Consider the following 26,188-nt stretch of genomic DNA (forward strand, 5'->3'; position numbering starts at 1 on the left):
GTCGGTTGCTGTCGCCATGCACCGCTCCTGTGTAACAGGTCGACCATAGGCGCGGACCGCGTTTTGTCAAACTGTGGCAGTTGGTGATGGGTAGCTCGACGCCTGCGTTTCGGCGCGGACCACCTTGATGTCGGCGCCTGCCGCCCATGCTCCGATATCGTCGCGGCGTAAGGCCGCAGCCATCATGTCCGGAAACAGATCCGGCGTGCAGGCAAAGACGGGAATACCAAGGGCTGCTACCGAGCCTGCCATTGTGGGATCGTAGCCGGGCCGGCCTTGATCGGTCAGCGCCAGAAGCACGACGACATTTACGCCGGATCGAACCAGCGCTGCCAGTCGCCGCAGCAGATCCTGGCCATTACCGCCTTCATAGAGATCGGTGATCAGCACCAGATGCGACTTGGTGGGCCGTTCGATACGGTCGGCGCAATAGGCGACCGCCTGATTGATGTCGGTGCCGCCGCCAAGCTGCACGCCGAACAGCACCTCGACGGGATCGCTGAGCTCTTCGGTCAGGTCGACGATCGCCGTATCGAAGCAGACAAGCTTCGTGCGCACAACCGGCAGCGAGGCCATCACCGCCGCGAAGATCGAGGCGTAGACCACCGAGCTTGCCATCGAGCCGGACTGGTCGACGCAGAGAACGACCTCATCCAGATCGACAAGCCGGCGCTGCTTGCGCATGAAGCCGACCAGTTTCTCCGGCACGATGGTCCTATGCTCGGGTTGATAGTGGCGAAGGTTCGCCGAAATAGTGCGCTGCCAGTCGATATCGCGTGCACGCGGGCGGTTGGTGCGTCTCGATCGATCGAGAGCGCCGCGTATCGCCTCCGCGGTCTTCTGCTCCAGCTTCTGCATCAGCTTGCCGACGATATCGGCAATGATCGTCCGGGCAATGTCCTTGGTCTTGGCCGGCATGACCGAGCGCAGCGAAATCAGGTCGGCGACGAGATTGACGTCAGCCTCGATCGCTTTGAGGAATTCCGGTTCCATCAGCATCTGCTTCAGGTCCAGCCGTTCGAACGCGTCCTTCTGGACGATCTGGACGACCTGCGCCGGAAAGAAGGAGCGAATGTCGCTCATCCATTGCGCGACGCGCGGCGCCGACCGGCCAAGGCCGCCACGCCGCTTGCGCGGGTCGGCAGAAGCGGCGCTAACGCCGTCGCCGTAGAGAGCGTCGAGTGCCGCCGAAAGCCGTTTATCGTCGCTGGAAAGTGCCCCAGACGTTTCGTCATCGGCGCCGATCGCCAGTCGCCAGCGGCGCTCCCTTCCGCCATCGGAAGTGAGCGGGCCGGGTTCGTTCATTTCGGCCTCGTCATCCATTGCCGGTTTCTCCGTTGAGCAACGGTCCAAGCAGCCCCAGGTGCCGGCGCCATGCCTCGCCGCCATCCGGCGTCGGCGTCACGCCAGCCGGCAAGCGCGCCGCGCGGCCGAGGACCGCTTCGATCAGCCGGCGGCGTTCCATGCTGTCCAGATTGGAAAAGACACGGCGCAGCAGCGGTAGATGCGCAATGAAAGCATCTTCGTCCAGGGATCTGAGCCACCCATCGACCGCACCGCGCAGACCCTCGTCATAAATCAGCCGTTGACCGGCTGTGCTGAAGAAGCCTTCGAAGAACCCGGCCGCGTCAGTGACAGGCGTCCCCGGTGACAGGCGTCGCCCGAGCAGCCCGGCAGCGGCTTCGGCGGACAGGCGACCAGCTTCATACAGCAGGTGTGCGGCGCACCCGGCCAGCAGCGCCGTCGACCGTGACGCCTCCAGCACGGCCGCCAGCCCGTTGCGCCATCCGTCCAGCACGTCTTGGCCGGGTTCGACCAGCCTGATCGCCTCATCGGCCTTGCGCATCGCACCAACCAGTGTCGCGGCGGCCTGCTCATCCAGATCGCGCGCAGCGTAGGGAAGCGCGATCGCACCTTCGACGATCAGCCACTCCATGAGGCCGGACAGCCGGTCCGTTTGCGTTTTGCGGGCCTCGCCGTAGCGGACAATGTCGGCGAGCGGCGGCACCGACGCCAGGATCTCCAGGCATTCACTGCTGCGCGCCGCGCGTGCCTCCAACGCCGTGAGGCCGGCAGTCGATGCTTCCGACAGGCCTGCAGTGATGGCGCTCTGGACCAGTGCCGCAAGCGTATCGAGCGTCGCCGCCGTTTCGATCATCTGGATCAGGCGGCCATTGGCAGCCTTTTCGATGGTCGGCCCGTAGATCAGGTTCTCGACCAGACGAACGGCATATTCCGGTTCCCACGCTAGGGTCCACCGCTCGCGGAAGGTGCCACGGCTGCGACCGGCATCGGTCAGTCTGCCCCAATGCACACCAAGCACGTGCAGCCGATGCAGCAATGTCGAGCGAAACAGCCCGCTCTCGCTTCGCAGGTCGACCGACAGTTCCCGCTCCAGCGCCTCGGGTTTTAGGCGCGCCGCCTTTTGGCTACGCTGCAGATCCTCGATCAGCGGCGCCAGCGGTGTGTCGGGCGGAATTTCGCCGACGTCCGAACCCAGAAGCAGCTCGGCCTCGACCAGCCCCCACAGCAACGCTTCGCCGTTGAAGAGGGCGGCGATCGCGGCGTCGCGCAATTCCTCAAATCCGGGTTTCGGTCGTTCGCGAATCGCGGCAAGCGTCCGGGCGAGCCGCTCCGCTTCGATCAACGAAGCGGTCGAGATCAGGTGACCCTTCGCCCGCAGCACGGCGGCGATCGTCGCAAGCCACAGGGTCGCCGCATCGCGCCGGCCGCGCGTGCGCCAAAGATGCTTGCACCAGCCCGGTGCGACGACGCCCGCGCCATAGCCGTATCCCAGCGCCAGGCGCGGTCCCGTCCACGGTGCCCATGTCATTGTGCTCTTGCGCCGGGCAATTCCCTTGATCAGGACCTGATCGTTTTTCTGAGTGTGGGTGGCCTGCAGCGCCGGCACATGCCATGCCCCGCAGACGGCGGCGATCGGCCCGTCGAACTGCTTACGCGCCTTGGCGATTTCGAGCCGCATATGCGCCTCGCGCTTGGCTTCGAACTGCGCGATCGGACCCTCACCATTCCGCAGTGTCGTCATCGCATCGGCGATGGCCGCAAATATGGGGCCGGGTTCCGGGTTCTGTTCAATGATGTCCGACCACCAGCTTTCGCCGTCCTCATAACCGGCGGCGTGTGCCAGCATGGCTATCGGATCACGCGGAAGCGGAGCCGCGTCACCATCCTCGGGGGCTTGGGTAGCTTCGGTCGCATCGGTGTCCTCCGCGCCACCGATCGCAGCAGTGGTGAACCGTGCCGATGACGGCAGGTCGATAAACTGCAACGTCGCCTTATTGCCCACAGCCCAAAGCGCCGCCTGGTATTCGGGCGAGAACTCGGCAAAAGGCCAGAAGCTTGTCGAAGCCGGATCGTCCTCCGGATAGCAAAGGAGCGCCACAGGCGGCTGCATTTCGGGGCGGGCCAGCATGGGCAGAAGCTCAGAGGCGTCGATCGGCCCCTCGATCAGCACGGCGACCGGGTTCAAATCCTTCAGTGCCTGCACCAGGCTGTCGGCGGAACCCGGCCCGTGATGGCCTATCCCGAAATAGGCAATGTCGCCGTGGCCCATGGCGTCAGATCGCTGCGTTCAGCGCCGCGTAACAGCCGGCATAGTCGGCCCGCTTCTTGAGCACGGTTTCCAGATATTCCTCCAGCACCACCTTGTCCTGTACCGGATCCTTCACGATCGCGCCGACAAGGCTGGCGGCGAGACCTTCGGCGCCGAGCTTGCCACTGTCGAACCACGCCGCCTGGCTGAGCCCGCCAACCATCGTGGCGATCGCTTCTGCGGTCGACAGCGAGCCGGAAGGCGTCTTCAGCGTCACCTTGCCGTCGGCAGTCGCGCCGGAGCGCAATTCGCGGAAAATGGTCAGCACACGGGCGATCTCCTCGCCGACATTTTTCGGCACCGGCAGGTCGAGTCCGCCAGCCATCTCGTCGACCCGTTTGGAGACGATCGCCACCTCTTCGGCCATGTCTTCCGGCAATGGCAGCACCACGACATTGAAGCGACGCTTGAGCGCCGAGGAGAGCTCGTTGACACCTTTGTCGCGGTTGTTTGCCGTGGCGATAATGTTGAAGCCGCGCTGGGCGTAGATCGAGGTGTTCAATTCCGGGATAGGCATCATCTTTTCGGAAAGCACGGTGATCAGCGTGTCCTGCACGTCTGAGCCCATGCGGGTCAGTTCCTCCAGCCGGCAGAGCTTGCCGTTCTGCATGGCTCGGTAGAGCGGCGTCGGCACCAACGCTTCCTGGCTCGGGCCCTTTGCCAGTAGCTGCGCATAGTTCCAGCCATAGCGGATCTGGTTCTCGTCGGTGCCGGCCGTGCACTGCACGATCAGCGTCGAGTCGCCCATGATGGCGGCGGCAAGATGTTCAGACACCCAGGACTTGGCGGTTCCGGGAACGCCGAGCAGCAAGAGTGCACGGTCGGTGGCGAGCGTCGCTACCGCGGTTTCCATCAACCGGCGGCGACCGACATATTTTGGCGTTACCAAGGTGCCGTCACCGGCCTTCCCGCCTAGCAAATAGGTCAGCACAGCCTGTGGCGACAGGCTCCAGCCGGCAGGCCTCTGCCGGTCGTCATCGCGCGCCAGCGCCTGCAATTCCGAAGCGTAGGCCTGCTCGACCGGGAGGCGGATGGCTGCGTTCATTTTGCTGTTCTCCGGATTGGTCATGTGTTGCTTCCAGGCCCCGCCAGTGATGCATTGAGACGTAGAAGCCCGAGTGAAGGAGCCGCGGGCGGCACGCCCGCCGCGACCATGTCGTCGATCAATTTCGCTGCCGTGGTCGCGGTGGCAAGGAAGCCGATCGTCTCCAGTACATCGTCGAGACCCCGCCGCGCGGCGTCGTCTTTTCCGCCGGCGGCGGAACGCAGTGCGGCGAGCGCCTGTCCATTCGTCAGGTCGTCCCATTCCAGCCGGTCGACATCGATGCCTTCCGCCAGGTTGATCATGCCAAGATAAGTTGTCTCCTTGAGGATCAGCCTGATGAGGACACGCTTTCTGCGGCTGTCCAGGCGCGGCATGAGGTGAAGCACGAACAGCGCCGGTTTGCCGCCTTCGGCGATAAGCATATCCGCCATCTGCGTAAGGGCGGCTTCGCTCCCTGAGGCGGCGACCATTCGTGCGATCAGGATGTCGGCTTTATTGTCGGCACCAAATTGCCAGCCTCCTATGAATTCGGCTTCCGTAGTGTTGAACCGTTCGGCAACCTCGACGAGGTTGCATATCTCGAACAGTTCGGCGCGGCGTTGCTCCTGCACTTGGGATTTTAGTTTTGCTGGAGTGTAGATCGTCCGGCGGCGGATGAAGCCCGATCTGCCTTCAGTGATAAAGGCGGCGAGTTCGGCTACGGGATCGTCCGGTCCACCGTCGCTCGGGCGAACGTGCTCTCCTAATCTTGCCAGCAGCCGGCCAGCCAGTTCGCGCACCTTGCCGGACCTGTCGGCGGAAAGGCTTTTCAGGAAAGGCACGTCCTCGCACTCAGGCCGAAGCGCATAAGCTCGACCAGCGCAAGCCTGACTTCCGCCGGTTCGCCCGACGCCTTGGCTTCGATCAACATTCGAGCCGATGTCGGGTCGGTACGGCGCATATCGGCAAGGACCAAGCGTCGCGCGGCGGGATAGAACTCATCCCAGTTTTCCGCAGTCAGTTTCTCTTGTGGGGCAAGCCTTTCCCCGTTCATGCTTGCTTGCCAGTCTACCCATGGTGCGTAGACGTCCGGGCTGTTCTGATCCGAGGGCATCCAGTCCATGGGATGGAGCACAAAGCCGCGGCTGGCGACGAGCGCCGCCACGCGTGCCTTTCGCCTCGCGTCGGCGGCGTGCTTCAGAGCGGCTCTCAACAACGGCCGAAATCGTGCCGGCAGAATGGGCAGGGCAAGTCTGGGCAGCGGCGGACGACGCTTGAGTGTCGTCGGCGCGGCCGGCCGCAGCGCGACGTCGAGCGCTTGTGCTGCGATTGCCAGGAGCCGGCGCTCCTGTTCGTCGGGACTTGCACCGCCGGCGATTGCCTTCCATCCGGCCGGAGCCAGATCGAACGTAGCACCGCCGGTGATCCAGCAATCGCGCATTGCCGCCAGGCCTGTTTGCTCGCTTTCGTTCACGCCAGATCAAGCCTCCCGAACTCGCTTTGCGCCGCCAGAAGCTCAAGCCGGGCGCCGTTCCAGAGCGCTGCCGTGGCTGCAAGGTCGAGGCCGAGCAAGGTTTGATCTACCGCGCCGGCGATCGGCAAGGCGATCCCCTGCGGTTCATCCTCCGCCTGCCACCATGCCGTGCCCCGATCGTCGAGCAGGATAGCACCGGGCGGCAGCATGAGGGGACAATCGGCGATCCAGGGCGCGGCGTCCTGATGGGAAGCATGCGTGGCGAGCGGATCCTTCGCGGTGCCAAAAGCAAAATCGGGCCACGCGCCGGGCACAACCTCCCCCATGCGCTCCACCACGAGGGCGCGGAGCGGCAGGCGTGATGGATAAAACACCAGTCGGGCATTGAAACGGTCGCCTGGTGCAAAAGCGTTGGACCGGCGCCCGGCCGAAGCCGGGAAAAAGTCGAGCAGCACGGCAAATTGCGGGGTGGCGCTTTTCAAATCGAGCAGCCAGGTCGAATGGCTGACCAGACCATCGCGGCGGCTCTCGATCTTCTCGCCGAGAACTTCCCAGAGGCTTTCAACCTGTCTTGCATCCGGACTGCTGAGAACCTGTTCGCGGGGTTCCGACGTTGATACGAGGCGCTTCAGCTCGGGGTCGTCGGGCTCGGACCGCCACGCCTTGGCCAGCAGCACGAGCTTGCCGAGCTCGCGGATTGCCGCATCAGACCGTTCCTCGCTGCGCAGCGCCATCAGCCGCGACGGAATCTCGTCGATACGGCCGGCGAGCGCGGCTGCCTTCATATCGACCAGCCGCGCAGCAATCCGCCGGCAACGGTCGCTGCTGGCGTCGACAAACCCGGACAGACCGAGCCGTAACTGGTCGGCAATCCACTGGTCAAGCTCATCGAGCCCAGCCGACACTGCTTCTCGTGTGCTTTCCGCCCGCTTGCGCTGCGCCGCCTCGCGACGCTCCAGCGCCGCGATGTCTTCAATGGCGGTGCTCTCGTCGGCTTGTGAGGCTTCGCCGATGCGCTTGGCTTCCGCACCGGGTACCGGTTGCGCCGGCTGTGGCGTTGTCTTCCTGCGTCGGCCAAGCCAGTCATTCACCCATTCCGGCGTGGTATTGGCAGCGGCAAAACTGGCTGGCGCGGTGGCGGCAATCCACATCAGGGCCAGAGTGTGCTTGCATGGGAATTTGCGCGAAGGGCAGGTGCATTTGTAGCCGTGATCACCCGTGTCGACCACCACTCGATAAGGATTGGAGCCGGAGCCCTGGCATTCGCCCCAGATGAGCGCCTGCTGCTCATGCTTTTCGAGCCGCGGCCAGTTCGTTCGTTTGGTGAGCTTGGAGGCGGCGCTCAGCGACGCCTGATCGGGAGCAAGCGCCTCAATGGTTTTCAGATCGAATTCCAAGCCGCGCTTCTCCCCGCCCCGACGCAGTATAGATAGCGGTTTGTGAAGAATTATTATAGCTCTGGCATGGTGAAGATTGGCATGCCTTGGCCCTGTTTTGATGGGCCGGGACATGCCTCAGACGCAAATGGGGTCGACTGTTATTCGGCAGACAGAACGGGCTTTGGTAGCCGGCGGCCTAGGCGGAAGCGTTCAGGCTCTGCCCTTCAGGAACTCGATCACCATTGCCGCGGTCCAGGTGAAGCGATTGCCGCCGAGCGGCTCGCCGCTGAGGGGATCGTAATATTCGGCAAAACCGCTCTCGGCGATCAGCTCGAGACTGGATTGCGTGATCCGTTGTGCGATTTGGCTGTGGCCGGCGGCGGCAAGGCCGTCGGCGATCATGTAGTTGACCACCAGCCAGACCGGGCCGCGCCAGTAGCGCTTTGGGTCGAAGCGCCCATCCTCAGGATCGTGCGACGGGACGATGTAACGCGCTTTGCCGGCGATGCGCTCGATCGTTGCAGCGATGGTCGCTGCCCGGCTTTCCGGGATGGCCGAAAATACCGACAGAATGCCGCCGACCGACGCGCTGTCAACATGCTTTCCGGCCACTCGGTCGAAACAAATGTACTGGCCATGCGCGTCGCTCCACAGCCGTTCCATTGCCGAAAGCCCCTTTTCGGCACGGGCGCGATTGGCTTCTGCGATTTCGGTTTCGCCAAGTGCCTCGGCGAGATCGGCAAGGTCGGCGGCGGAACGGATCAGGATGGCGTTGAAGCCGGGATCGACGACCTGGAATGGCGAGGCATCGTGCAGCCGGGCATTATCCCAGCCAAGCCCGCGGAAATGCTGCAACAGCCAGACATAGCGGTCATACTGTGCCTTGGTTGGACGATGCGCCGGATCGGCGTGCAGGATGTCGCGGCGGGTGTAGGGCTCGACGCCTTCGGTCGGCACGCGCTCGAACGCCTCGTCCCAGTCGATCGAGTTGTCGCGGCCGGACTCCCATGGGTGGATTATGGCGACCAGCCCTTCGCCGTCCGGGTCGCGATTTTCGTAGAACCAGCGGTGCCAAGCATCGATTTTCGGCAACAGCGCGCGGGCGCGCTCGGCCGCCAGGGTCTTGTCCTTGGCCTGGTCGAACAAGCGGCGCACGGCAAAGCCGGCGACCGCCGGCTGGGTGATGCCGGAGGTGGCAGTCGGGCGGTTGGTTCGCCAGACCTCCGGCCCGGGGAAATAGCCGTCGCTCCAGACATGGAAGACGATGTGCGGCACCATGCCGTCTGGCCATTGGTGGGCGAACAGCGTGTCGATCTCGGTCCAGGCGCGCGCCTCGTCATAGTGGGCAAGGCCGAGCGCGGTCAGGCAGGAATCCCAGTTCCACTGAAACGGGTAGAGCCCCTTGGTCGGTATGGTATAGGTGCCTTGGTCATTTTCCCTGAGCACCTCGACGGCGCGGGCGATGGTTTCGTCGACAGCAAGAGATATCATCGGGGCGTTCGTACTTTCAGAATCGAAGGAGATCAAAGGGCGTTGGTGGTTTCGGGATCGAACCAGCGGATGCGATCGGGTTTGGGCGAAAGCCGCAAGTGATCGCCGACGGCGACCGTGGCATTCGATTCGAGGATGGCGCGGAACAGGCCGCCCTCGACGTCGCAGGTGACCAGCGTGTGCGGTCCGAGCGGCTCAACAACGCGCACGGTGGCGTTAATACCTTCGTTGCCGGCGTCCACATCCTCGGGGCGAATGGCGAATTCTATCGTCTGCTTGTCCGTTTTGGGGCCGGGCAGCGTCAGCCCGGCGACGGTCCAACTGCCGTCGGCCGTCTTCGTCGCCGGGATGAAATTCATCGGCGGGTTGCCGATGAAGGAGCCGACGAAGCGGGCCGCCGGATTGCGGTAGACCTCTACCGGCGAGGCGGCCTGGACGATACGGCCCTGATGCATGACGGCGATGCGGTCGGCGAGGCTCATCGCCTCGACCTGGTCGTGGGTAACGTAGATGGTGGTGGTCTTGGACGCCGCGAGCACACCTTTGAGCTCGGCGCGCATTTCGAGCCGCAGCAGCGCGTCTAGGTTGGACAGCGGCTCGTCCATCAAGATCACGTCAGGCTCCATCGCCAGGGCCCGGGCCACAGACACGCGTTGGCGCTGACCGCCGGAAAGCTGGCCCGAATAGCGCTTCAAAAGCTGTTCGATATGCATGAGCTCGGCGGTGCGGTTGACGCGCCCGTCGACCTCCTGCTGCGGCAGCTTCTTCATGCGCAGGCCGAAGGCGATATTCTCGAATACCGTCAGGTGCGGAAACACGGCGTAATTCTGGAACACCATGGCGATGCCGCGTTCGCGCGGCGGCAGATGGTCGACGCGACGGCCGCCGATCCAGACCTCGCCCTGGCTTGGCGTTTCCAGCCCGGCGACGATCCTCAGCAGCGTGGTCTTGCCGCAACCCGAGGCGCCAAGCAGCACCATGAATTCCTGGTCGGCGATGGTCAGGTCGATCGAATGCAGCGCGGTGAAGCCGCCGAAACGTTTTGCCACCTGCTTGATGACGATCTCAGCCATCGGCGTTCTCTTTTATGCGCGTCATCGGTTGGCGATCCCCCACATGGCGAACAGATATTTGCGAACGGCGAAGATGAAGATCAGCGCCGGAATGACCAGTGCCGCGCCACCGGCAAATTTGAGGTAGAGCGGCGATTCGCCGAGGCTCTGCAACAGGAAGGCGGTCAGCGTCCGGTTCTCTATGGTGAGCACTGCGGCAGCAAACACCTCGTTCCAGGAGATGGTGAAGGCAAACACCGCCGACGCCGCGATGCCCGGCAGCGCCAGCGGCAGAATGACTTTTCGGAATGCCTGCAATCTCGTGCAGCCGAGCGTCCAGGCCGCCTCCTCCAGCTCGACGGGAATGCCGGAGAACAGCGAGAAGGTGATCAGCACCGCAAACGGCAGCGCCAGCGTGGTGTGGACCAGCGCCAGCCCGATCGCGGTGTCGTCGAGGCCCGTGCGGATGAACATCACCGCCAGCGGCAGCGCCAGCAGCGGCAGCGGGAAGGCGCGGGTCATCAGCACAAGGAAACGGAACGTTTCCTTGCCCGGGAATTCGAAGCGCGACAGCGCGTAGCCCGCGGGTGCGCCGAAGCCGATCGAGAGGAGCATCGTCAGCGTGGCGACGAGAACGGAGTTCCACAGCGCCTTGGCGACGCCGGCGAAATTGATGAAGAAAGAAAGGCTGCCGAAATCGAATGACGGGAAGAAGCGCTTGGGAAAGGCGGTCACCTCTTCCGGCGACGACAGCGCGTTGACGATCAACAGATAGATCGGCAGCAGCACCCAGACGCAAAGCAGGATGACCGTTGCGACCAGCAACCAGTTGCCGGCTTTGCGGGCCTCAGGCGCGGCAATCGAGATCTCCGCGACAGTGCTCATATGCGAGTCTCCTTCGGCACACGCAGCACCCGCAGGAAGAACAGCGTGAAGCCGATCGAGATGGCGAGGATGAACAGCGCCATGGCGGCGGCGACATTGTGGTCCTGCAGCGTGAACTGCCAATTGTAGGTCTCGCCCATCAGCACCGGCAGATTGGTGCCGCCGAGTGCTGCAACCACGGCAAAGACCTCAAAGGCAAGGATGACGCGCAGGATGATCGCCGTCTGCAGGCTTGGGCGCAGCAGAGGCAGCGTGATCTTGATGAAGCGCTTCCACGGGCTAGCGCCAAAAACCTCCGCCGCCTCGTAGTATTCCCGGGGGATCAGCCCCATGCCGGCGACCAGAATGACCATCATGATGGCGGTCGCGCGCCAGATCTCGGCCAGCGCCACGGCGATGAAGATCGTCAGCTTGCTCTGGTAGCCGAGGAACATGACCGGCCTGTCGATGACGCCGAGATTGGAGAGCAAGGTGTTCAGGAAGCCGGACTGGTCGAAGATGGCGAGCCAGATCAGCCCGGCGGCGAGATCGGAGATGCCGAGCGGAATAGCGAAGATGTAAAGCGCAGCGCTGCGCCCGGTTTCAAGCCGCGACACCACCGTTGCCATCAGCAGCGCCATCACCAGTTGGATCGGCACGACGATGGCGCTCAGCAGCAGCGTATTGCGGACAGTGACCGGAAACTTCCAGCTGCCCGCCATGGTGCGGAAATTGTCGAGCGTAAAGCCGCCGTCGCGGGTGAACGCCTCGAAGGCGACCAACACGAACGGGTAGAGGAAAAAGACACAGAGGAACAGCGTCGCCGGCGTCAGCAGCAGATAGGGCAGGGCCTTGCTGTGCATGGAGCGCTCTCTATTCGAAGCTTCAAAAGGGGTGGGCGCCCGGCGCGCTGGAAATCCGGACGCCCGGGAGGATTCTTAATCGACCGGGCAGGCGCCTTGCGAGGGCTTGTCGGGCGCCCAGCATGGCGCCTTCGCCTGATCGATGATCGCCTTCAGCGCCGTCGCCTGTTCGTCGAGCACGCCGTGCACATCGTCGCCGCCGAGCACGATGCGCTCGAAGCTGTCGGTGTAGACCTGGTTGAACTTGCCGCCGAGGCCGCCAAGTCCCATCGGCAGCAGCGCCGGCAACGCATCGGGAGCTCCGGTCATGGTGGCGATCACTGGGCTGAAGGCCTTCACCGAGGCCGGCATGTCGTCGGGCAGCTTGACGTCGACGATGGGGAAGAAGTTTGTCGCCTTCACCGTCGCGATCTGGGTTTCCGGTTTCAGCATATAGGCGACCAGCGCCTTGGCCTTGTCCATGTCAGGCGAGGTCTTCGGGATAGCGACACCGGCCACCACCGGCATGTAGCCGCGGCCTGCCGGGCCAGCCGGCGCCGGGAAGGCGACAAACTCGTCGGGTTTCTGGTTGAAGGCGTCGGCGAGGCGCGCCACGTGATCGAATGCCACCCAGACTTCGCCGGTCAGCAGCGGCTCCTGCATGAAGGCATAGTTGGTCGAATTCGGGTTGGTGTATTGCCACAATTCCTTGAACTTATTCCACGCCGTCTCGGCCTCCGCCGAGCGGAATTTCGTCACCATCGAGCCGGTATACGATGGAAGGAGAAAACCCTCGAAGAAACGGTGCTTCAGCCCTTTCGGGCCGGCCGGAAAACCGAATTTGGGCGAACCGGTCTTTTCAGCGATGTTTTTCGCCCACTCGATCAGTTGGTCATAAGTGATGGTGTTGAGATCGGTGCCGGCCGGCAGATATTGCAGCGCCTGTTTGTTGGCCGCCATCAGAAAGGTGGCCTGCATCCATGGCAGGTACTTCTGCTCGCCGGTGCCGAGCATGCCGAGCTTCTTGTAGGTCTCGTTGACCTTGACGCCACCGAGATCGACGCCAGAGAGATCGACAAGGTTCGCGCCGACGGTGGAGAAGTCTCCGTGCAGGCCGCCGAGCACGCCTATGGTGCCGGAGCCGGCCTGCAGTTCGGCCTGAAGGCGGGTGAGCCAGGGCCCGTCCTCGGCGACCTGATAGTCGACCTGGCCGTCAAACCCCTTCAGCACTTCGCTGCGCATCTTCTGTGTCTCTTCCACTGGTCGCGCCTGTGTCGACCAGAACAACACCTGCTGGGCTTGTGCTGCGCCGGCAGCAAGCGACAACGCCAGCACCGCACCTGCCAATGTCCTCAACGCATTCATCGTCGTCTTCCTCCCTGGTTGTGCGCCGCTAAGGCGTCAGTTCCGTCCTGTGGGTGCCGGGCCATGGCTTGCCCGCGAGACAAGTGTCGGCCGGACCAGCCGCGTCAGTGGCGCGTCCGGCCTGTCGCCGATGACGGTCAGCAGCATCTCGCCGATCTCGCGCGCGCACCGGCGGATCGAGGCGTCGAAAGTGGTCAGCCCCGGCGGCGCATAGGCGGAGGCGGCTATGTTGTCGAAGCCGATCACCGAAAGGTCGCGAGGAATGGCAAGTCCGGCGCGCCCCGCCTCTTCCATCACAGTCAGCGCCAGCTCGTCGAACAGCGCGACAATCGCCGTCGGCCGCTCGGTGGCGTGCAGAAGCCGGTTGATTGCCTGGATGCGGGCACCGCGATCGAAACGCGGCGCCGTCGCCACATCGAGCCTGACGGACGGATCGCCCCGGCGGGCGATCGCGGCGGCGAGCCCGTCCTGTCTGAGATGGCGAAATGTCATCGGCTCGGAAATCGTCACCAGGCCGAAATGGCGGTGTCCGAGATCGTAGAGCATGTCGAAGGCCTCGCCGAATGCGTGCGCGCCATCGGTATCGAGCCAATGGTAGGCAAAGTCGCCGTCGAGCAGCCGGCCATGCGCGACGAACGGGAAATTGCGGTGACGCAGATAGGCAAGCCGCTCGTCGACCTCGGCGATGCGGGTGACGACGACCCCATCGGCGCGTCCGGATTCGACGACATGGCGAAGCACGGAAAGTTCCGACTGGCCCTGCGCCGCTGCGGCCAGGATCAGGTCGGAGCCGTGCGAAACCAACCCTTCGCCGAGCCCGGTGACGAATTCGCCGAGGAAGGAATCGACCAGATTGGGGCCGCGGATCGGAAGCACCATGCCGACAAAGCCGCTGCGGCCGGAGACCAGCGTGCGGGCTGCGGTGTTCGGCACATAGCCGGCCTGATGCGCAGCCTCGGCGACACGTTGGCGCGTTTTCAAGGCAATTTGCTCGTGACCGGCAAGGGCGCGCGAAACGGTGGTAATCGACAGGCCGAGCTGCGCAGCAAGTTCCTTGAGGGTGGTAACGCGGGCCGGCATCGTTCCTCCCGAACGAAGTTTTGAAACGTTTGTAATCACTTCAAGCGAAATTGCAAACGTTTTAAATGGCGCGCGGTCGGTGTTATTTCTTGCCCGTTGGTTAGCGCGGCCCTATTCGGCCCCGGCCGGCAAGCTCCTGGCCGGAGATTTAAACGCAGCGGTTGCTTGACTCGGGCGACGCCTTGTGAAAAATTTTGCAGCAACTGATAAAAATATCAAAGGGCGGAAATGGTTGGTTTTGGCAACGGCCTGCTGCGCGACGATGAGACCGGCATGGCAGCCCGTGCCGCCTGGCTTCACTATGCCGGCGGCCTGACCCAGTCGGAGGTCGCCAAACGGCTTGGCCTGACCAGTCTCAAGGCGCATCGCCTGATCACCAAGGCCAATCAGGAAGGCCTGGTCAAAGTCTACATCGACGGCGAAGTCTCAGAATGCGTGGAGCTTGAGGATGAGTTGTCCGGCCGGTACGGCCTCGACTACTGCGAGGTGGTTCCGGACTTCGATGCCGAAGACCTGCCGCTCAAGGCGCTCGGCATTGCTGGCGCGCAGTTTCTCAAGCGCGAGATCGAACGCGGCGAAGAGGCGCTGATCGGCGTCGGCCACGGCCGCACGCTTGCCGCCTGCGTGGAATATCTGCCGCGCATATCGGCCGGCAGGATCCGTTTCGTCTCGCTGCTTGGCGGCCTGACGCGCAAGTTCTCGGCCAACCCCCATGACGTCATCCACCGCGTCGCCGAGCGGACTGGTGCGGAGGCCTATGTGATGCCCGTACCGATGTTCGCCAACACGGTCGAGGATCGAACAGTATTGCTCGGGCAGAAAGGCGTCAGCGATGTCTTCGACCTTGCCAAGTCCGCCGACTTGCTCATCGCCGGCATCGGCACCGCCGAACGTGAGGCCTCGCTTGTCGCCACCGGCATGATCGAGAAGGGCGAGATGGAGGAGATCCGCCGCAACGGCGGTGTCGGCGAACTGCTCGGCCATTTCTTCGACGATGCCGGAAAGGCCGTTGCGACGACGCTTTCCGACCGGGCGCTGGCACTGGCGCGCGAAGACATCAGCAACCGCAGGATTGTCGCCGTCGCCGGCGGCAAGGTGAAGGTTCGCGCCATCAAGTCAGTGCTGGAGGGCCGTTATCTCAAAGGCTTGATAACCGACGAGCGGACGGCGCGATCGCTCGTGGAACAGACGCCGGTCGGGTAGCCGGCAACCATTTCGTTGAAACTACCCTGTGGAGGAGAAGAGAAATGCATGAGAAAGAGAAAGACCTCATCGACGCATTCCTGCGTGGACAAGTCGACCGCCGTGGGCTGATCAAGGGCCTCGGTGCAATGGGCCTTGCCGCCAGCACCGCCGGCACACTGCTCAATTTCGGGCAGACCCGCGCCCTGGCGGCTGATTTCGACTGGCAGGCGCATAAGGGCAAAACCATCAAGCTGTTGCTCAACAAGCATCCTTACGCCGATGCGATGATCGCCAACCTCGACAATTTCAAGAAGCTGACCGGCATGGAAGTCGTCTATGACGTGTTCCCCGAAGACGTCTATTTCGACAAGGTTACCGCCGCGCTGTCGGCCAGCTCGCCCGAATACGATGCCTTCATGACCGGCGCCTACATGACCTGGACCTACGGCCCGGCCGGCTGGATCACCGACCTCAACGAATGGATCAAGGATCCGGCCAAGACCAACCCGAAATATGCCTGGGACGACTTCCTGCCAGGCGTCAAGAATTCCTGCGCCTGGAACGGTCAGCCGGGCGGCGCGCTCGGTTCGGAAGACGCCAAGCAATGGTGCATTCCGTGGGGCTTCGAACAGAACAACATCACTTACAACAAGGGCATGTTCGACAAGGTCGGCGTCAGCGTTCCCGGCAATATGGATGAGATGGTCGCTACGGCGGCGAAGCTCACCAAGGACGTCGGCGGTGGCGTCTACGGCATCGGCGTGCGCGGCTCGCGCTCCTGGGCAACGATCCACCCGGGCTTCCTGTCGGCCTACGCCAATTTCGACCAGAAGGACCTGAACGTCTCGGCTGACGGCAAGCTGTCGGCCGCGATGAACACCGCCGAATCCAAGGCTTTCCACAAGCAGTGGGTCCAGATGATCCAGGAGAGCGGCCCGAAGGACTGGTCGACCTACACCTGGTACCAGGTCGGCACCGATCTCGGTGCAGGTGCTTCGGCGATGATTTACGACGCCGACATCCTTGGCTACTTCATGAATGGCGGCGACAACAAGATGGCCGGCAAGCTCGCCTTTTCGGCATTCAAGGCCAATCCTGCCGCCAAGGCGCCGACGCCCAATATCTGGATCTGGTCGCTGTCGATGTCCAACTTCTCCAAGGACAAGGACGCCACCTGGTACTTTATGCAATGGGCATCCGGACCCGAGCATGCATTGTTCGGTGCGACCAAGATGGACTTCGTCAATCCGGTTCGTCAGTCGGTCTGGAACGACGAGATGTTCCGCGAGAAGCTGAACAAGAGCTATCCGGGTTATGTCGAGATGTTCGACGTCTCGGCGCCGGGCGCCAGCATCAAGTTCACCCCGCAGCCGCTGTTCTTCGATCTCACCACCGAATGGGCGGCGACGCTGCAGAAGATGGTGGCCAAGGAAGTGCCGGTCGACGAGGGCCTCGACAAGCTGGCCGAGAGCATCAACAGCCAGCTCAAGGAAGCCGGGCTCGGCTAAGCCGCGGCCAAGGCTGACCCGTCCGCGGGCCAGCCTTTGAGATGTGACGTTTGCGACGCGGTCCCGAAAGGTGCCGCCTGCTCGCCCGACCGGCCGCCTTGCTCCCTTGGGCGGCCGGGACGGCGAAGCAACAGGATGACGGAGCAGCCGATGACTGCGGCGACAATACAAAGAAACAGGCCGTCGGGCTTCAGGATCAGCAAGCGGGTGCTGCCCTATCTCCTCAGCCTGCCGGCTCTGCTGGTCTGCATCGGCATCCTGATCCCGTTCCTGACGTCGGTGGTCTATTCGTTCCAGCGCTACCGGTTGAGCCAACCCTGGGCGCGGCAGTTCAACTGGGGCGACAACTATATCTCCTTCTTCACCGACCCGAAGTTCTGGAACACGCTGGAGATCTCGCTGCTCTACGCCGGCATCACCGTTGTGCTTGAACTGCTTCTCGGTCTCGGCATCGCCATGCTACTGCAAAAGCGCTCGACGCTGAACAACTTCATCTCGATCATGCTGCTGATGCCGCTGATGACGGCGCCGGCGCTCGCCGCGCTGATGTGGAAGCTGATGACCAATCCCGGTTTCGGCGTGCTCAGCTATCTCGCCAGCCTGATCGGGTTGCAGGATTTCCGCTGGGCCTCGTCTCCGTCGACGGCGCTGCTCACCGTCGTGCTCGTCGACATTTGGGTCTACACGCCCTTCATCATGATCCTGCTGCTTGCAGGTCTGCGCAGCCTGCCGACGCAGCCCTTCGAGGCGGCAGCACTCGACGGCGTGCCACGCAGCTTCGTCTTCTTCCGCATCACACTGCCGATGCTGACCCCCTACATCCTGACGGCGACCCTGTTCCGCCTGCTTGATTCCATCCAGCAGTTCGACATCATCTACGCCATGACGCAGGGCGGTCCGGGCGACACGCTGACCGTGTTCCAGGTCGAGGCCTATCTCAATTTCTTCCAGTCGACCAATGTCGGCCGCTCGGCGGCACTGATGATCATCCTGTGGGCGATCACCTATTTCCTCTCGAACATTTTCATCAAGAACTGGCTGCGACTGCGCGAACGCGCCCGCGGCCAGGCATAGGAGGCTGGCGTGGAACACACCTCGCTTCTCGAACGCATCCTGCGCGGCATTGCCCTGGCGCTGGTCGTGATCTTCTTCATGTTCCCGATCGTCTGGATCCTGATGATGTCGTTCCAGACCAATGAGACAATCCTGCGGATTCCGCCGCAGCTTGTCTTCGAGCCGACGCTCGCCAACTACACTGCCTTGATCACCGGCAAGCTGATGACGGCGGCCGGCACGCTCGACATCGCCTTCATGCGCAACCTCTGGAATTCCGTCTTCCTGTCGGTCACCTCGGTTGCCGTCGCGTTGCTGCTCGGCGTTCCGGCGGCCTACGCCTTTGCGCGGCACAAATTCCGCGGCTCGGAGGACATTGCCTTTACGCTGCTGTCGTTCCGGTTTGCGCCGGCGCTGCTGGTGCTCCTGCCGCTCACCCTCTATTTCCAGAAGCTCGGGCTGGCCAACACCTATATCGGGCTGATCTGGGTCTATCAGCTGATCTGCCTGCCGTTGATCCTGTGGATCGTGCGCGGCTATTTCGAGGACATTCCCGCCGACATCGAATACGCCTACCGCATCGCCGGACATTCCTGGTTTGCCACCTTCCGCAAGATCGCGCTGCCGCTCGCCGGCCCAGGCATTGCCGCTGCCGGTCTGCTCGCCTTCATCTTTGCCTGGAACAACTTCGTCTTTGCGCTGGTGCTCGCCTCGGCCGACAAGCAGCCGGTGACGGTCGGCGCGCTCGCCTTCATCACCTCCTCGGGCATCCAGTATGGCCAGATCTCGGCGGCGATCGTGCTGTCGATCACGCCAACGCTGGCGCTCGCGCTCTATGCGCAACGCTATCTCGTCGAAGGCCTGTCGCTTGGCGCGGTGAAAGGATAGTCCGATGGCAAGCCTCGAACTGCGAAACATTGTCAAGCGCTATAAAAGCCAGACTGTTCTCGACAATCTGTCGCTGACCGTCGCCGACGGCGAAACGCTGGTCCTGTTCGGGCCGTCCGGCGCCGGCAAGACCGTGCTGCTGCGGCTGGTGGCCGGCGTCATCGACCCCGACGAGGGAAAGATACTCATCGGCGGCGAGGACATGACCGATCTCGACGCCGAGTTCCGCGGCGTCGGCATGGCATTTCAGAACTTCGCGCTGTTCCCGCATATGACGGCGTTCGATAACATTGCGACGCCGCTGCAGGCGAAGCACTCATCGCAAGGCACGATAAAGACCGGCGTCGAGAGCGTCGCCAAGCTGTTGAAAATCGGCCATGTGCTCAGCCACAAGCCGCGGGCGCTGTCCAATGGCCAGAAGCAACGCACCGCGCTTGCCCGCGCCCTGGTCGGCTCGCCGCCGCTGCTGCTGCTCGATGATCCCTTGCGCAACGTCGATGCCAAATTGCGCTTCGAAATGCGGCTGGAATTGCCAAGACTGCTGGCGGATCGTGGCGCGACCGTCATCTATGTCACCCAGGACTACAAGGAAGCGATGGCGCTCGGCGACCGCATCGCGGTGATGTCGCAGGGCGTCGTCAAACAGCTCGGCACGCCCGAGCAGATCTATCGCGAGCCGGCCAACGTCGAGATTGCCCGGCTGTTCGGCGACCCGACCATCAACCTTCTGGACGTCAAGCCGGCGCGGGACGCCAAGGGCATCTATGTCGGCCTGTCCAACGTCCAGGTCCATCTTGCCGGCGCGCATGAGGCGGCGGTCGGCCGCGACTGCGTGATCGGGCTGCGGCCGGAGGCGCTGGCGTTTGTCGATGAACGCACGCCCGGCGCCATCCCGGTGACGGTCGAGGCCGAGACGCCGCTCAACGAGAAGATCGTCACGCTGGTGCGCACCGTGCGCGGCCGTGAAATCCTGGTTTCGCGTCCGTCCGGGACACCGGGCCAATCCGAGGGCAAGGTCTACATCGCCGTCGACAGCAAAAGCGCCCTGCTGTTCGATCGCACAAGCGGCGAGCGCATCGGCTCGAAAAACGTCGTCAATTTGCGCAGCGGAGAAGCGGCATGAGCCCGACCGCAATCACCATTTCGGGCGTCGACAAGTTCTACGGTCCGATCGACCGTGGCGTACACGCCGTCAAGAACCTGACGATGGAAATCGCCAAGGGCGAGATCGTGGCGCTGCTCGGCTCGTCCGGCTGCGGCAAGACCTCGACATTGCGCATGATCGCAGGCTTCGAAGAGGTCTCGCGGGGTAGCATCTCGGTTGCCGGCCGCAAGGTGCACACGTTGCCGCCGGTCAGGCGCAACGTCGCAATGGCCTTCGAGGGCTATTCGCTCTACCCGCCGCTGACCGTGCGCGAGAACATGGCCTTCGCCCTCAAGGCCGCCAGGCTGGCGAAGAGTGCGGTCGATGCAAAGGTTGCCAACATCGCCAAGCTGCTCGAGATCGAGGACATTCTCGAGCGCTATCCGAGCTCGATCTCCGGCGGCCAGCAGCAGCGCGCCAGCCTCGGCCGGGCGCTGATCCGCGAGGCCGACCTGCATCTGCTGGACGAGCCGATGGGCCAGCTCGAGCCGCAGCTTCGCGCCGTGCTGCGCGGCCGCATCAAGCATTTCATCAAGGAGCGCGGCCTGACCGCGATCCTGGTCACCCACGACCAGACCGAGGCCAATGCGCTGGCCGACCGCATCGCCGTCATGGAGGGCGGCGTGCTGCAGCAGTTCGATACGCCTGACAGGCTCAAGGAGCGGCCGGCAAACCTGTTCACCGGCACCTTCGTTGGCGAGCCGCCGATGAATGTCTTCGAGGCCTATGTCGGCACGGCTGCCGGCAAGATCAGTCTCAAGCTGCCCGACGGGCTTTCGCTCGACTACGACAAGGATGCGTTCAGCGGCCCGGTTCGCGACGAATTGCTCAACCGGCAGCGCGTCGTCATCGGCGTCAGGCCCTATGCGGTCCGCCGCTCGAAGGATGGTGTGCCGGCGACGGTTTCGGCCAATCAATGGCTCGGCGACCAGACCCATATCGCCGCCGATTTCGCCGGCGGTTCGCTGGTCCTGGTCGAACATGACCGAACCCGCTTGGAGCTTGGCGCGCCGATCAAGATCAGCATCGATCCGAAAAACCTTCACGTCTTCGATCAGGCGAGCGGCAATGCCATTTCGCACGGCACGGAGCTTGCTTGATGCAGGATGTGCTGATCGGCATCGACGCCGGCACGTCTGTCATAAAATCCGTCGCCTTCGACACGGCGGGCAGGCAGATCGCGTCCGCCGCGCTGCCCAATAAATACGAGACACTGCCGGGCGGCGGCGCCGAGCAGGACCTGACACGCACCTGGGCCGATACCGCGACGACCTTGCGCGAGCTTGCCGATAAGGTGCCGGATCTCGCCAGCCGGACCATTGCCATCGCCGTGACCGGGCAGGGCGACGGTACCTGGCTGATCGACAAGGATGGCGAGCCGGTTGCCAAGGGCTGGCTGTGGCTCGACGCGCGCGCTGCCGCGGTCGTCGAGGAGATCCGCGCGCGGCCGGAGGACCGGCTGCGCTTCGAAAAGACCGGCAGCGGGCTCGCTGCCTGCCAGCAGGGATCGCAGTTCGTGTTCATGAAGCGCCACATGCCCGCGATGCTTGCCAATGCAGCGACGGCGTTCCACTGCAAGGACTGGCTCTATTTCAAGTTGACCGGCCACCGCGCCACCGACCCGTCCGAGGGCACCTTCACCTTCGGCGACTTCCGCACGCGCGGCTATTGCGATGATGTGCTCGAGGTACTCGGCGTCACCGATCTCCGGCATCTGTTGCCGCCCATCGTCGATGGCACCAGGCAAAGCACCTCGCTGTCGGTGGCAGCAGCCGATGCGACTGGCCTGCTCGCCGGCACACCGGTCGTTCTGGCCTATGTCGATGTCGCCTGCACGGCGCTCGGCGCCGGCCTGTTCGATCGCGAACGCAAGCCGGGATGCTCGATCATCGGCTCCACCGGAATGCATATGCGGCTTGCCGAAACGCCGGACGAGGTTCTGCTCAACGAGGCTGCAACCGGCTACACGATGACGATGCCGGCACCCGGCGTCTTTGCGCAGATGCAGTCGAACATGGCGGCAACGCTCAATATCGACTGGGTCCTTGGCCTCGCCTCCGGCATTCTCGCCTCGCAAGGTATTACGCGGACCAATGGCGAGATGATCGCGCTGGTCGACCAGTGGATATCGTCGTCCGAGCCAGGCTCGCTGCTCTACCAGCCCTATGTCTCGGAGGCCGGCGAGCGCGGGCCGTTCGTCGATGCCAATGCCAGGGCCGGCTTCATCGGCATTTCGTCCAGGCACGGCTATGCCGACATGGTCCGCGCGGTGTTCGAGGGACTGGCTTTCGCGGCACGCGATTGCTACGCCGCCATGGGGCCACTGCCCAAGGAAATCCGCCTGACCGGCGGAGCGGCCAGGAGCCCGGCTCTGCGCAAAATCCTGGGTGCTGCGGTCGGAGCCGACATTCGCACCAGCGAACGCGAGGAGGCCGGTGCTGCGGGCGCCGCAATGATTGCTGCGGTCTGCGTCGGCCAATACGCATCGATGGACGATTGCGTCAGCGAATGGGTCACGCCTTTGCTCCGTACGGCCGAACCCAGCGATCGGAAACTTGCCGCTGCCTATGAGGCGATGGCTCCGTCCTACACATTGGCGCATGAGGCGCTGCGGCCGGTCTGGCGCTCGATGGCCGCGTCCAGGCAAACCGACGTGAATTGAGAAGAGCATGCCCAAGAAAATTGCGATCATCGGCGACCGCTTCATGCTTCCGGAAGTGTTTCGCGAGAAAATCGAGGCGGCCTGCGGCGACAATCTCGACATCCGCAGCATTGAGACCGCTTGGCCCGACGAGCCGATGCAATTCGGCAATGCCGCGCTTGGTCTGGACAAGGTCAAGGAGTATTTCGGCGATCCCGACGAGGTGGTGGATTTCATCGGCGACGCCGAAATCTTCGTCACCCAGCTTGCGCCGCTCTCCGAAAGCATGATGCAGCGCCTGCCCACGCTCAAGCTGGTTGCGGTCTCGCGCGGCGGACCGATCAACATCGACATGGCCGCCGCCAAGGCCCACGGCATTACCGTTGTCAATGTGCCCGGCCGCAATGCCAGCGCCGTAGCCGAGTTCACCATCGGCGCCATTCTCGCCGAAACGCGGCTGATCCGCGTCGGCCACGAAGCCTTGCGCAAGGGCGAGTGGCGCGGCGATCTCTACCGCGCCGACCGTACCGGCCGCGAGCTCAACGAAATGACCGTCGGCGTCATCGGCTACGGCAATATCGGCACCAGGCTGGTACGGCTGCTGCGCGCCTTCGGCTGCCGCATCCTGGTCTGCGATCCCTATGTGCAATTGAACGCCGAGGACCGCAATGCCGGGGTCGAACTGGTTGCGCTGGACGATCTCCTATCGCGCTCCGATGTGGTCACGCTGCATTCCCGGGTCACCGAGGAGACGCGCGGCCTGATCGGCAAGGACGCCATCGCCCGGATGAAGCCCGGCGTGATCTTCGTCAATACCGCGCGCGGACCGCTGGTCGACTACGATGCGCTCTACGAGGCGCTCGTCTCGGGACACATCGGCAGTGCTATGCTGGAGACGTTCGCCGTCGAGCCAGTGCCTGCCGACTGGCCGCTGTTGCAACTGCCGAACGTGACGCTGACGCCGCATATCGCCGGCGCGTCGGTACGCACCGTGACCTACGCGGCCGAGCAGGCGGCCGAGGAAGTGCGCCGCTTCATCGCCGGTCTGCCTCCGGTCAATCCATGCTGACGACAGGGCATAGAGCGAGATGAGCGGTGAAACCGAAATCGTCGACCTCTTCGTCATCGGCGGCGGCGTCAATGGCGCCGGTATCGCGCGCGATGCGGCAGGCCGGGGGCTGTCGGTCATTCTTTGCGAAAAAGACGATCTCGCCGAGGGCACCAGTTCGCGATCGGGAAAGCTCGTTCATGGCGGTTTGCGCTATCTCGAATATTACGAGTTCCGCTTGGTGCGGGAGGCGCTGATCGAACGCGAGGTGCTGCTCGAATCCGCGCCGCACATCATCTGGCCGATGCGCTTCGTGCTGCCGCACAGCCCCGATGACCGGCCGGCCTGGCTGGTCCGGCTCGGCCTGTTCCTCTACGACCATCTTGGCGGCCGCAAGCGGCTGCCGGCCACGCGTACGCTCGACCTGCGCACCGCGCCCGAAGGCGCGCCGATCAAGGACGCCTTCAAGCGCGGCTTCGAATATTCTGACTGCTGGGTCGATGACGCTCGCCTGGTCGTCATCGACGCGCTCGACGCCGCTGAGCGCGGAGCCAGGATATTCACCCGCACCGCCTGCATAGCCGCCCGTCGCGAAAACGGCCTGTGGTCGATCGAGATGCGCGACGGTCGAACCGGCGTCAGGACCACAGTCCGGGCACGGGCGCTGATCAACGCCGCCGGACCCTGGGTCGACGACGTCATCAACCGCGTCGCCGGCCAGAATTCCAGGCGCAACGTGCGCCTGGTCAAGGGCAGCCACATCGTCGTGCCAAAATTCTGGGAAGGGCGGCAGGCCTATCTCGTTCAGAACAGCGACAAGCGGGTGATCTTCATCAATCCCTATCAGAACGATCTGGCGCTGATCGGCACCACTGACATTCCCTATGACGGGCGGCCGGAGGACGTGACCGCCGATGCGAGCGAGATCGATTACCTGATCAAGGCGGTCAATCGCTACTTCAAGCGCCAGCTCGCACGAAGCGACGTCGTCTACTCGTTTTCCGGCGTCAGGCCGCTCTATGACGACAATGCCGACAATCCGAGCGCGGTGACCCGCGATTACATATTCGAACTCGACGCACCGGCTGGGCAGGCGCCGCTGCTTTCGGTCTTCGGCGGCAAGATCACCACCTTCCGCAAATTGGCCGAGCACGCGCTCGACCGTATCGCCCCGTTCTTTCCGAAAATGGGCAAGCCGTGGACCTCGAAAGGGCACCTGCCGGGCGGCGATATCGCCAATGCCGATTTCGAGCAGTTTCTGGGCGACCTCGGCCATGAATTTCCCTGGATGCCGGCATCGCTGGTCAAGCATTACGGCAGGCTCTACGGCACAAGGACGCGCGATCTGGTCGGCGCGGCCACCTCGCTCGCCGAACTGGGCCGGCGCTTCGGCAAGGATTTTTTCGAGCGCGAAGCCAATTACCTGTTCGAGCATGAATGGGCCGAGACCGCCGCCGATATTCTCGAAAGGCGCACCAAGCACGGCCTGCATCTGTCCGCCGCGGAAAGAACCGCCTTCGAGGACTGGTGCTCGAGCCGGCTGGCAAAGGCCGGCTGATGGCCTTTACGCTTTCGCTCAACACCAATCCGCTGGTCAACCGCTTTGCGGAGCCGGACGACCTGATCGACGCGATCGCCTATCAGATCGGTATCAGGGACGTCCAACTCACCCATGAATTCGTCAATCCCGGCTGGCCGGCGGCGACGATCGCCAAATTCGTCCGCCTGTTCCGCTCCGCGCTCAACCGCACCGGTGTGCGCGTGACCTCCGCGATGACCGGCCCTTACGGCCGGCTCAATCATTTCGGCCATCCCGATGCCGACGTGCGGCGCTACTACGTCGACTGGTTCAAGACCTTTTCAGAAGTTTCGGCCGAGCTCGGCGCCGCGGGCATGGGCACGCAATTCGCGATCTTCACCCACCGGGATTACGACAATCCTGAACGTCGCGCGCGGCTTTTCGACATCGCGCTGGAATGCTGGCGCGAGGTCGCCGAGCATGCCAAAGCAGCCGGCTTGACCTACCTGTTCTGGGAGCCGATGTCGGTCGGCCGCGAATTCGGCCATACGATCGAAAGCTGCCGGGCACTGCAGCGCGAGATCGAAGCGGCCGGCATGGCCGTCCCGCTCAAGATGATGGTCGACATCGACCATGGCGACGTGACCTCGAGCAATCCGGCGGACACCGACCCTTATGCCTGGGCCGAAGCCTTTCCCAGGCAATCGCCGATCATCCACGTCAAGCAGTCGTCGATGAACAAGGGCGGCCATTGGCCGTTCACTGCGACCTACAACAACGACGGCCGTATCACGCCGGAAAAGCTCCTTCAGACAGTGCGTCGCGGCGGCGGCGTCGACAACGAGATCTGCCTGGAATTGTCGTTCCGCGAGCGCGAGCCCGTCGACCACGAGGTCATCGCCATGATCCGCGAGTCGGTCGACTACTGGGCACCATTTATCGAGACCGGCAGGGCCGATCTCTTGCCGCGAGCATGATCGGATGAGCAGGAGCTGAGGCAGCTCCTGCTCAGAACCGG

Annotated in this window: 22 protein-coding genes; 10 read left to right on the top strand and 12 right to left on the bottom strand. The window is 63.5% G+C overall.

The features are described 5' to 3' along the window. Nucleotides 1–66: 66 nt before the first annotated feature. From NKI58_RS17885 to NKI58_RS17940, 12 genes are all read right to left on the bottom strand, one after another. Nucleotides 67–1,323 (bottom strand): VWA domain-containing protein, encoded by a 1,257-nt coding sequence (locus tag NKI58_RS17885; RefSeq protein ID WP_352786811.1) that lies wholly within the window; start codon nt 1,321–1,323, stop codon nt 67–69. Continuing rightward, entirely contained in the window at nt 1,316–3,574 is a 2,259-nt protein-coding gene (locus tag NKI58_RS17890; protein ID WP_352853573.1) for a DUF5682 family protein, read from the bottom strand. The genes NKI58_RS17885 and NKI58_RS17890 overlap by 8 nt, the downstream gene beginning before the upstream one ends. A 4-nt stretch (nt 3,575–3,578) precedes the next feature. After that, nucleotides 3,579–4,658 carry an ATP-binding protein gene (locus tag NKI58_RS17895; RefSeq protein ID WP_352853574.1) on the bottom strand — a complete coding sequence of 360 codons (1,080 nt, stop codon included), beginning with the start codon at nt 4,656–4,658 and terminating at the stop codon, nt 3,579–3,581. A gap of 20 nt (nt 4,659–4,678) precedes the next feature. Beyond that, nucleotides 4,679–5,479, bottom strand: a complete 801-nt coding sequence (locus NKI58_RS17900; RefSeq protein WP_352853575.1) for a hypothetical protein — start codon at nt 5,477–5,479, stop codon at nt 4,679–4,681. Continuing rightward, complete coding sequence (locus tag NKI58_RS17905; protein ID WP_352786814.1) at nt 5,467–6,111, bottom strand: DUF5691 domain-containing protein; 645 nt, start codon at nt 6,109–6,111, stop codon at nt 5,467–5,469. Before NKI58_RS17905 ends, NKI58_RS17900 begins: the two co-directional genes overlap by 13 nt. Beyond that, nucleotides 6,108–7,508, bottom strand: a complete 1,401-nt coding sequence (locus NKI58_RS17910; protein ID WP_023676035.1) for an SWIM zinc finger family protein — start codon at nt 7,506–7,508, stop codon at nt 6,108–6,110. The genes NKI58_RS17905 and NKI58_RS17910 overlap by 4 nt, the downstream gene beginning before the upstream one ends. Before the next feature lie 192 nt (nt 7,509–7,700). Continuing rightward, nucleotides 7,701–8,981 (bottom strand): amylo-alpha-1,6-glucosidase, encoded by a 1,281-nt coding sequence (locus tag NKI58_RS17915; RefSeq protein ID WP_352786815.1) that lies wholly within the window; start codon nt 8,979–8,981, stop codon nt 7,701–7,703. Between the two features lie 32 nt (nt 8,982–9,013). After that, a complete protein-coding gene (locus NKI58_RS17920) occupies nt 9,014–10,054 on the bottom strand; it encodes an ABC transporter ATP-binding protein (protein WP_352786816.1) in 1,041 nt (346 codons plus the stop codon). Between the two features lie 21 nt (nt 10,055–10,075). Continuing rightward, entirely contained in the window at nt 10,076–10,918 is an 843-nt protein-coding gene (locus NKI58_RS17925) for a carbohydrate ABC transporter permease (RefSeq protein WP_352691225.1), read from the bottom strand. After that, nucleotides 10,915–11,760 carry a carbohydrate ABC transporter permease gene (locus NKI58_RS17930; protein ID WP_352452410.1) on the bottom strand — a complete coding sequence of 282 codons (846 nt, stop codon included), beginning with the start codon at nt 11,758–11,760 and terminating at the stop codon, nt 10,915–10,917. Before NKI58_RS17930 ends, NKI58_RS17925 begins: the two co-directional genes overlap by 4 nt. A 75-nt stretch (nt 11,761–11,835) precedes the next feature. Then, nucleotides 11,836–13,104, bottom strand: coding sequence for an ABC transporter substrate-binding protein (locus NKI58_RS17935; protein ID WP_352455244.1), 1,269 nt, complete (start codon nt 13,102–13,104; stop codon nt 11,836–11,838). Nucleotides 13,105–13,140: 36 nt separating this feature from the next. After that, the gene (locus NKI58_RS17940; RefSeq protein WP_352569335.1) at nt 13,141–14,184 is read right to left on the bottom strand and encodes a LacI family DNA-binding transcriptional regulator; all 1,044 of its coding nucleotides are present in this window, start codon (nt 14,182–14,184) and stop codon (nt 13,141–13,143) included. Between the two features lie 228 nt (nt 14,185–14,412). On the opposite strand from NKI58_RS17940, the gene NKI58_RS17945 reads away from it, so the two are divergent. From NKI58_RS17945 to NKI58_RS17990, 10 genes are all read left to right on the top strand, one after another. Further along, nucleotides 14,413–15,387: a sugar-binding transcriptional regulator gene (locus NKI58_RS17945; protein ID WP_023676028.1), complete on the top strand. Its 975-nt coding sequence runs from the start codon at nt 14,413–14,415 to the stop codon at nt 15,385–15,387. Nucleotides 15,388–15,431: 44 nt separating this feature from the next. Further along, nucleotides 15,432–16,877, top strand: a complete 1,446-nt coding sequence (locus tag NKI58_RS17950) for an ABC transporter substrate-binding protein (RefSeq protein WP_352472259.1) — start codon at nt 15,432–15,434, stop codon at nt 16,875–16,877. A gap of 150 nt (nt 16,878–17,027) precedes the next feature. After that, entirely contained in the window at nt 17,028–17,951 is a 924-nt protein-coding gene (locus NKI58_RS17955) for a carbohydrate ABC transporter permease (RefSeq protein ID WP_352452414.1), read from the top strand. A 9-nt stretch (nt 17,952–17,960) separates the two neighbouring features. Next, a complete protein-coding gene (locus NKI58_RS17960) occupies nt 17,961–18,818 on the top strand; it encodes a carbohydrate ABC transporter permease (RefSeq protein ID WP_023676025.1) in 858 nt (285 codons plus the stop codon). Between the two features lie 4 nt (nt 18,819–18,822). After that, nucleotides 18,823–19,941, top strand: a complete 1,119-nt coding sequence (locus NKI58_RS17965; protein WP_023676024.1) for an ABC transporter ATP-binding protein — start codon at nt 18,823–18,825, stop codon at nt 19,939–19,941. After that, nucleotides 19,938–21,062: an ABC transporter ATP-binding protein gene (locus NKI58_RS17970; protein WP_352680414.1), complete on the top strand. Its 1,125-nt coding sequence runs from the start codon at nt 19,938–19,940 to the stop codon at nt 21,060–21,062. Before NKI58_RS17965 ends, NKI58_RS17970 begins: the two co-directional genes overlap by 4 nt. Beyond that, complete coding sequence (locus tag NKI58_RS17975; RefSeq protein WP_023676022.1) at nt 21,062–22,624, top strand: FGGY-family carbohydrate kinase; 1,563 nt, start codon at nt 21,062–21,064, stop codon at nt 22,622–22,624. Before NKI58_RS17970 ends, NKI58_RS17975 begins: the two co-directional genes overlap by 1 nt. Nucleotides 22,625–22,631: 7 nt before the next feature. Next, nucleotides 22,632–23,672 carry a 2-hydroxyacid dehydrogenase gene (locus NKI58_RS17980; protein ID WP_023676021.1) on the top strand — a complete coding sequence of 347 codons (1,041 nt, stop codon included), beginning with the start codon at nt 22,632–22,634 and terminating at the stop codon, nt 23,670–23,672. A gap of 19 nt (nt 23,673–23,691) precedes the next feature. After that, nucleotides 23,692–25,209 carry a glycerol-3-phosphate dehydrogenase gene (locus tag NKI58_RS17985; protein ID WP_023676020.1) on the top strand — a complete coding sequence of 506 codons (1,518 nt, stop codon included), beginning with the start codon at nt 23,692–23,694 and terminating at the stop codon, nt 25,207–25,209. After that, nucleotides 25,209–26,147 carry a sugar phosphate isomerase/epimerase family protein gene (locus NKI58_RS17990; protein WP_023676019.1) on the top strand — a complete coding sequence of 313 codons (939 nt, stop codon included), beginning with the start codon at nt 25,209–25,211 and terminating at the stop codon, nt 26,145–26,147. The genes NKI58_RS17985 and NKI58_RS17990 overlap by 1 nt, the downstream gene beginning before the upstream one ends. Nucleotides 26,148–26,188: the final 41 nt, after the last annotated feature.

The sequence above is a fragment of the Mesorhizobium sp. M0522 genome, from assembly GCF_040321085.1.
Lineage (GTDB): Bacteria > Pseudomonadota > Alphaproteobacteria > Rhizobiales > Rhizobiaceae > Mesorhizobium.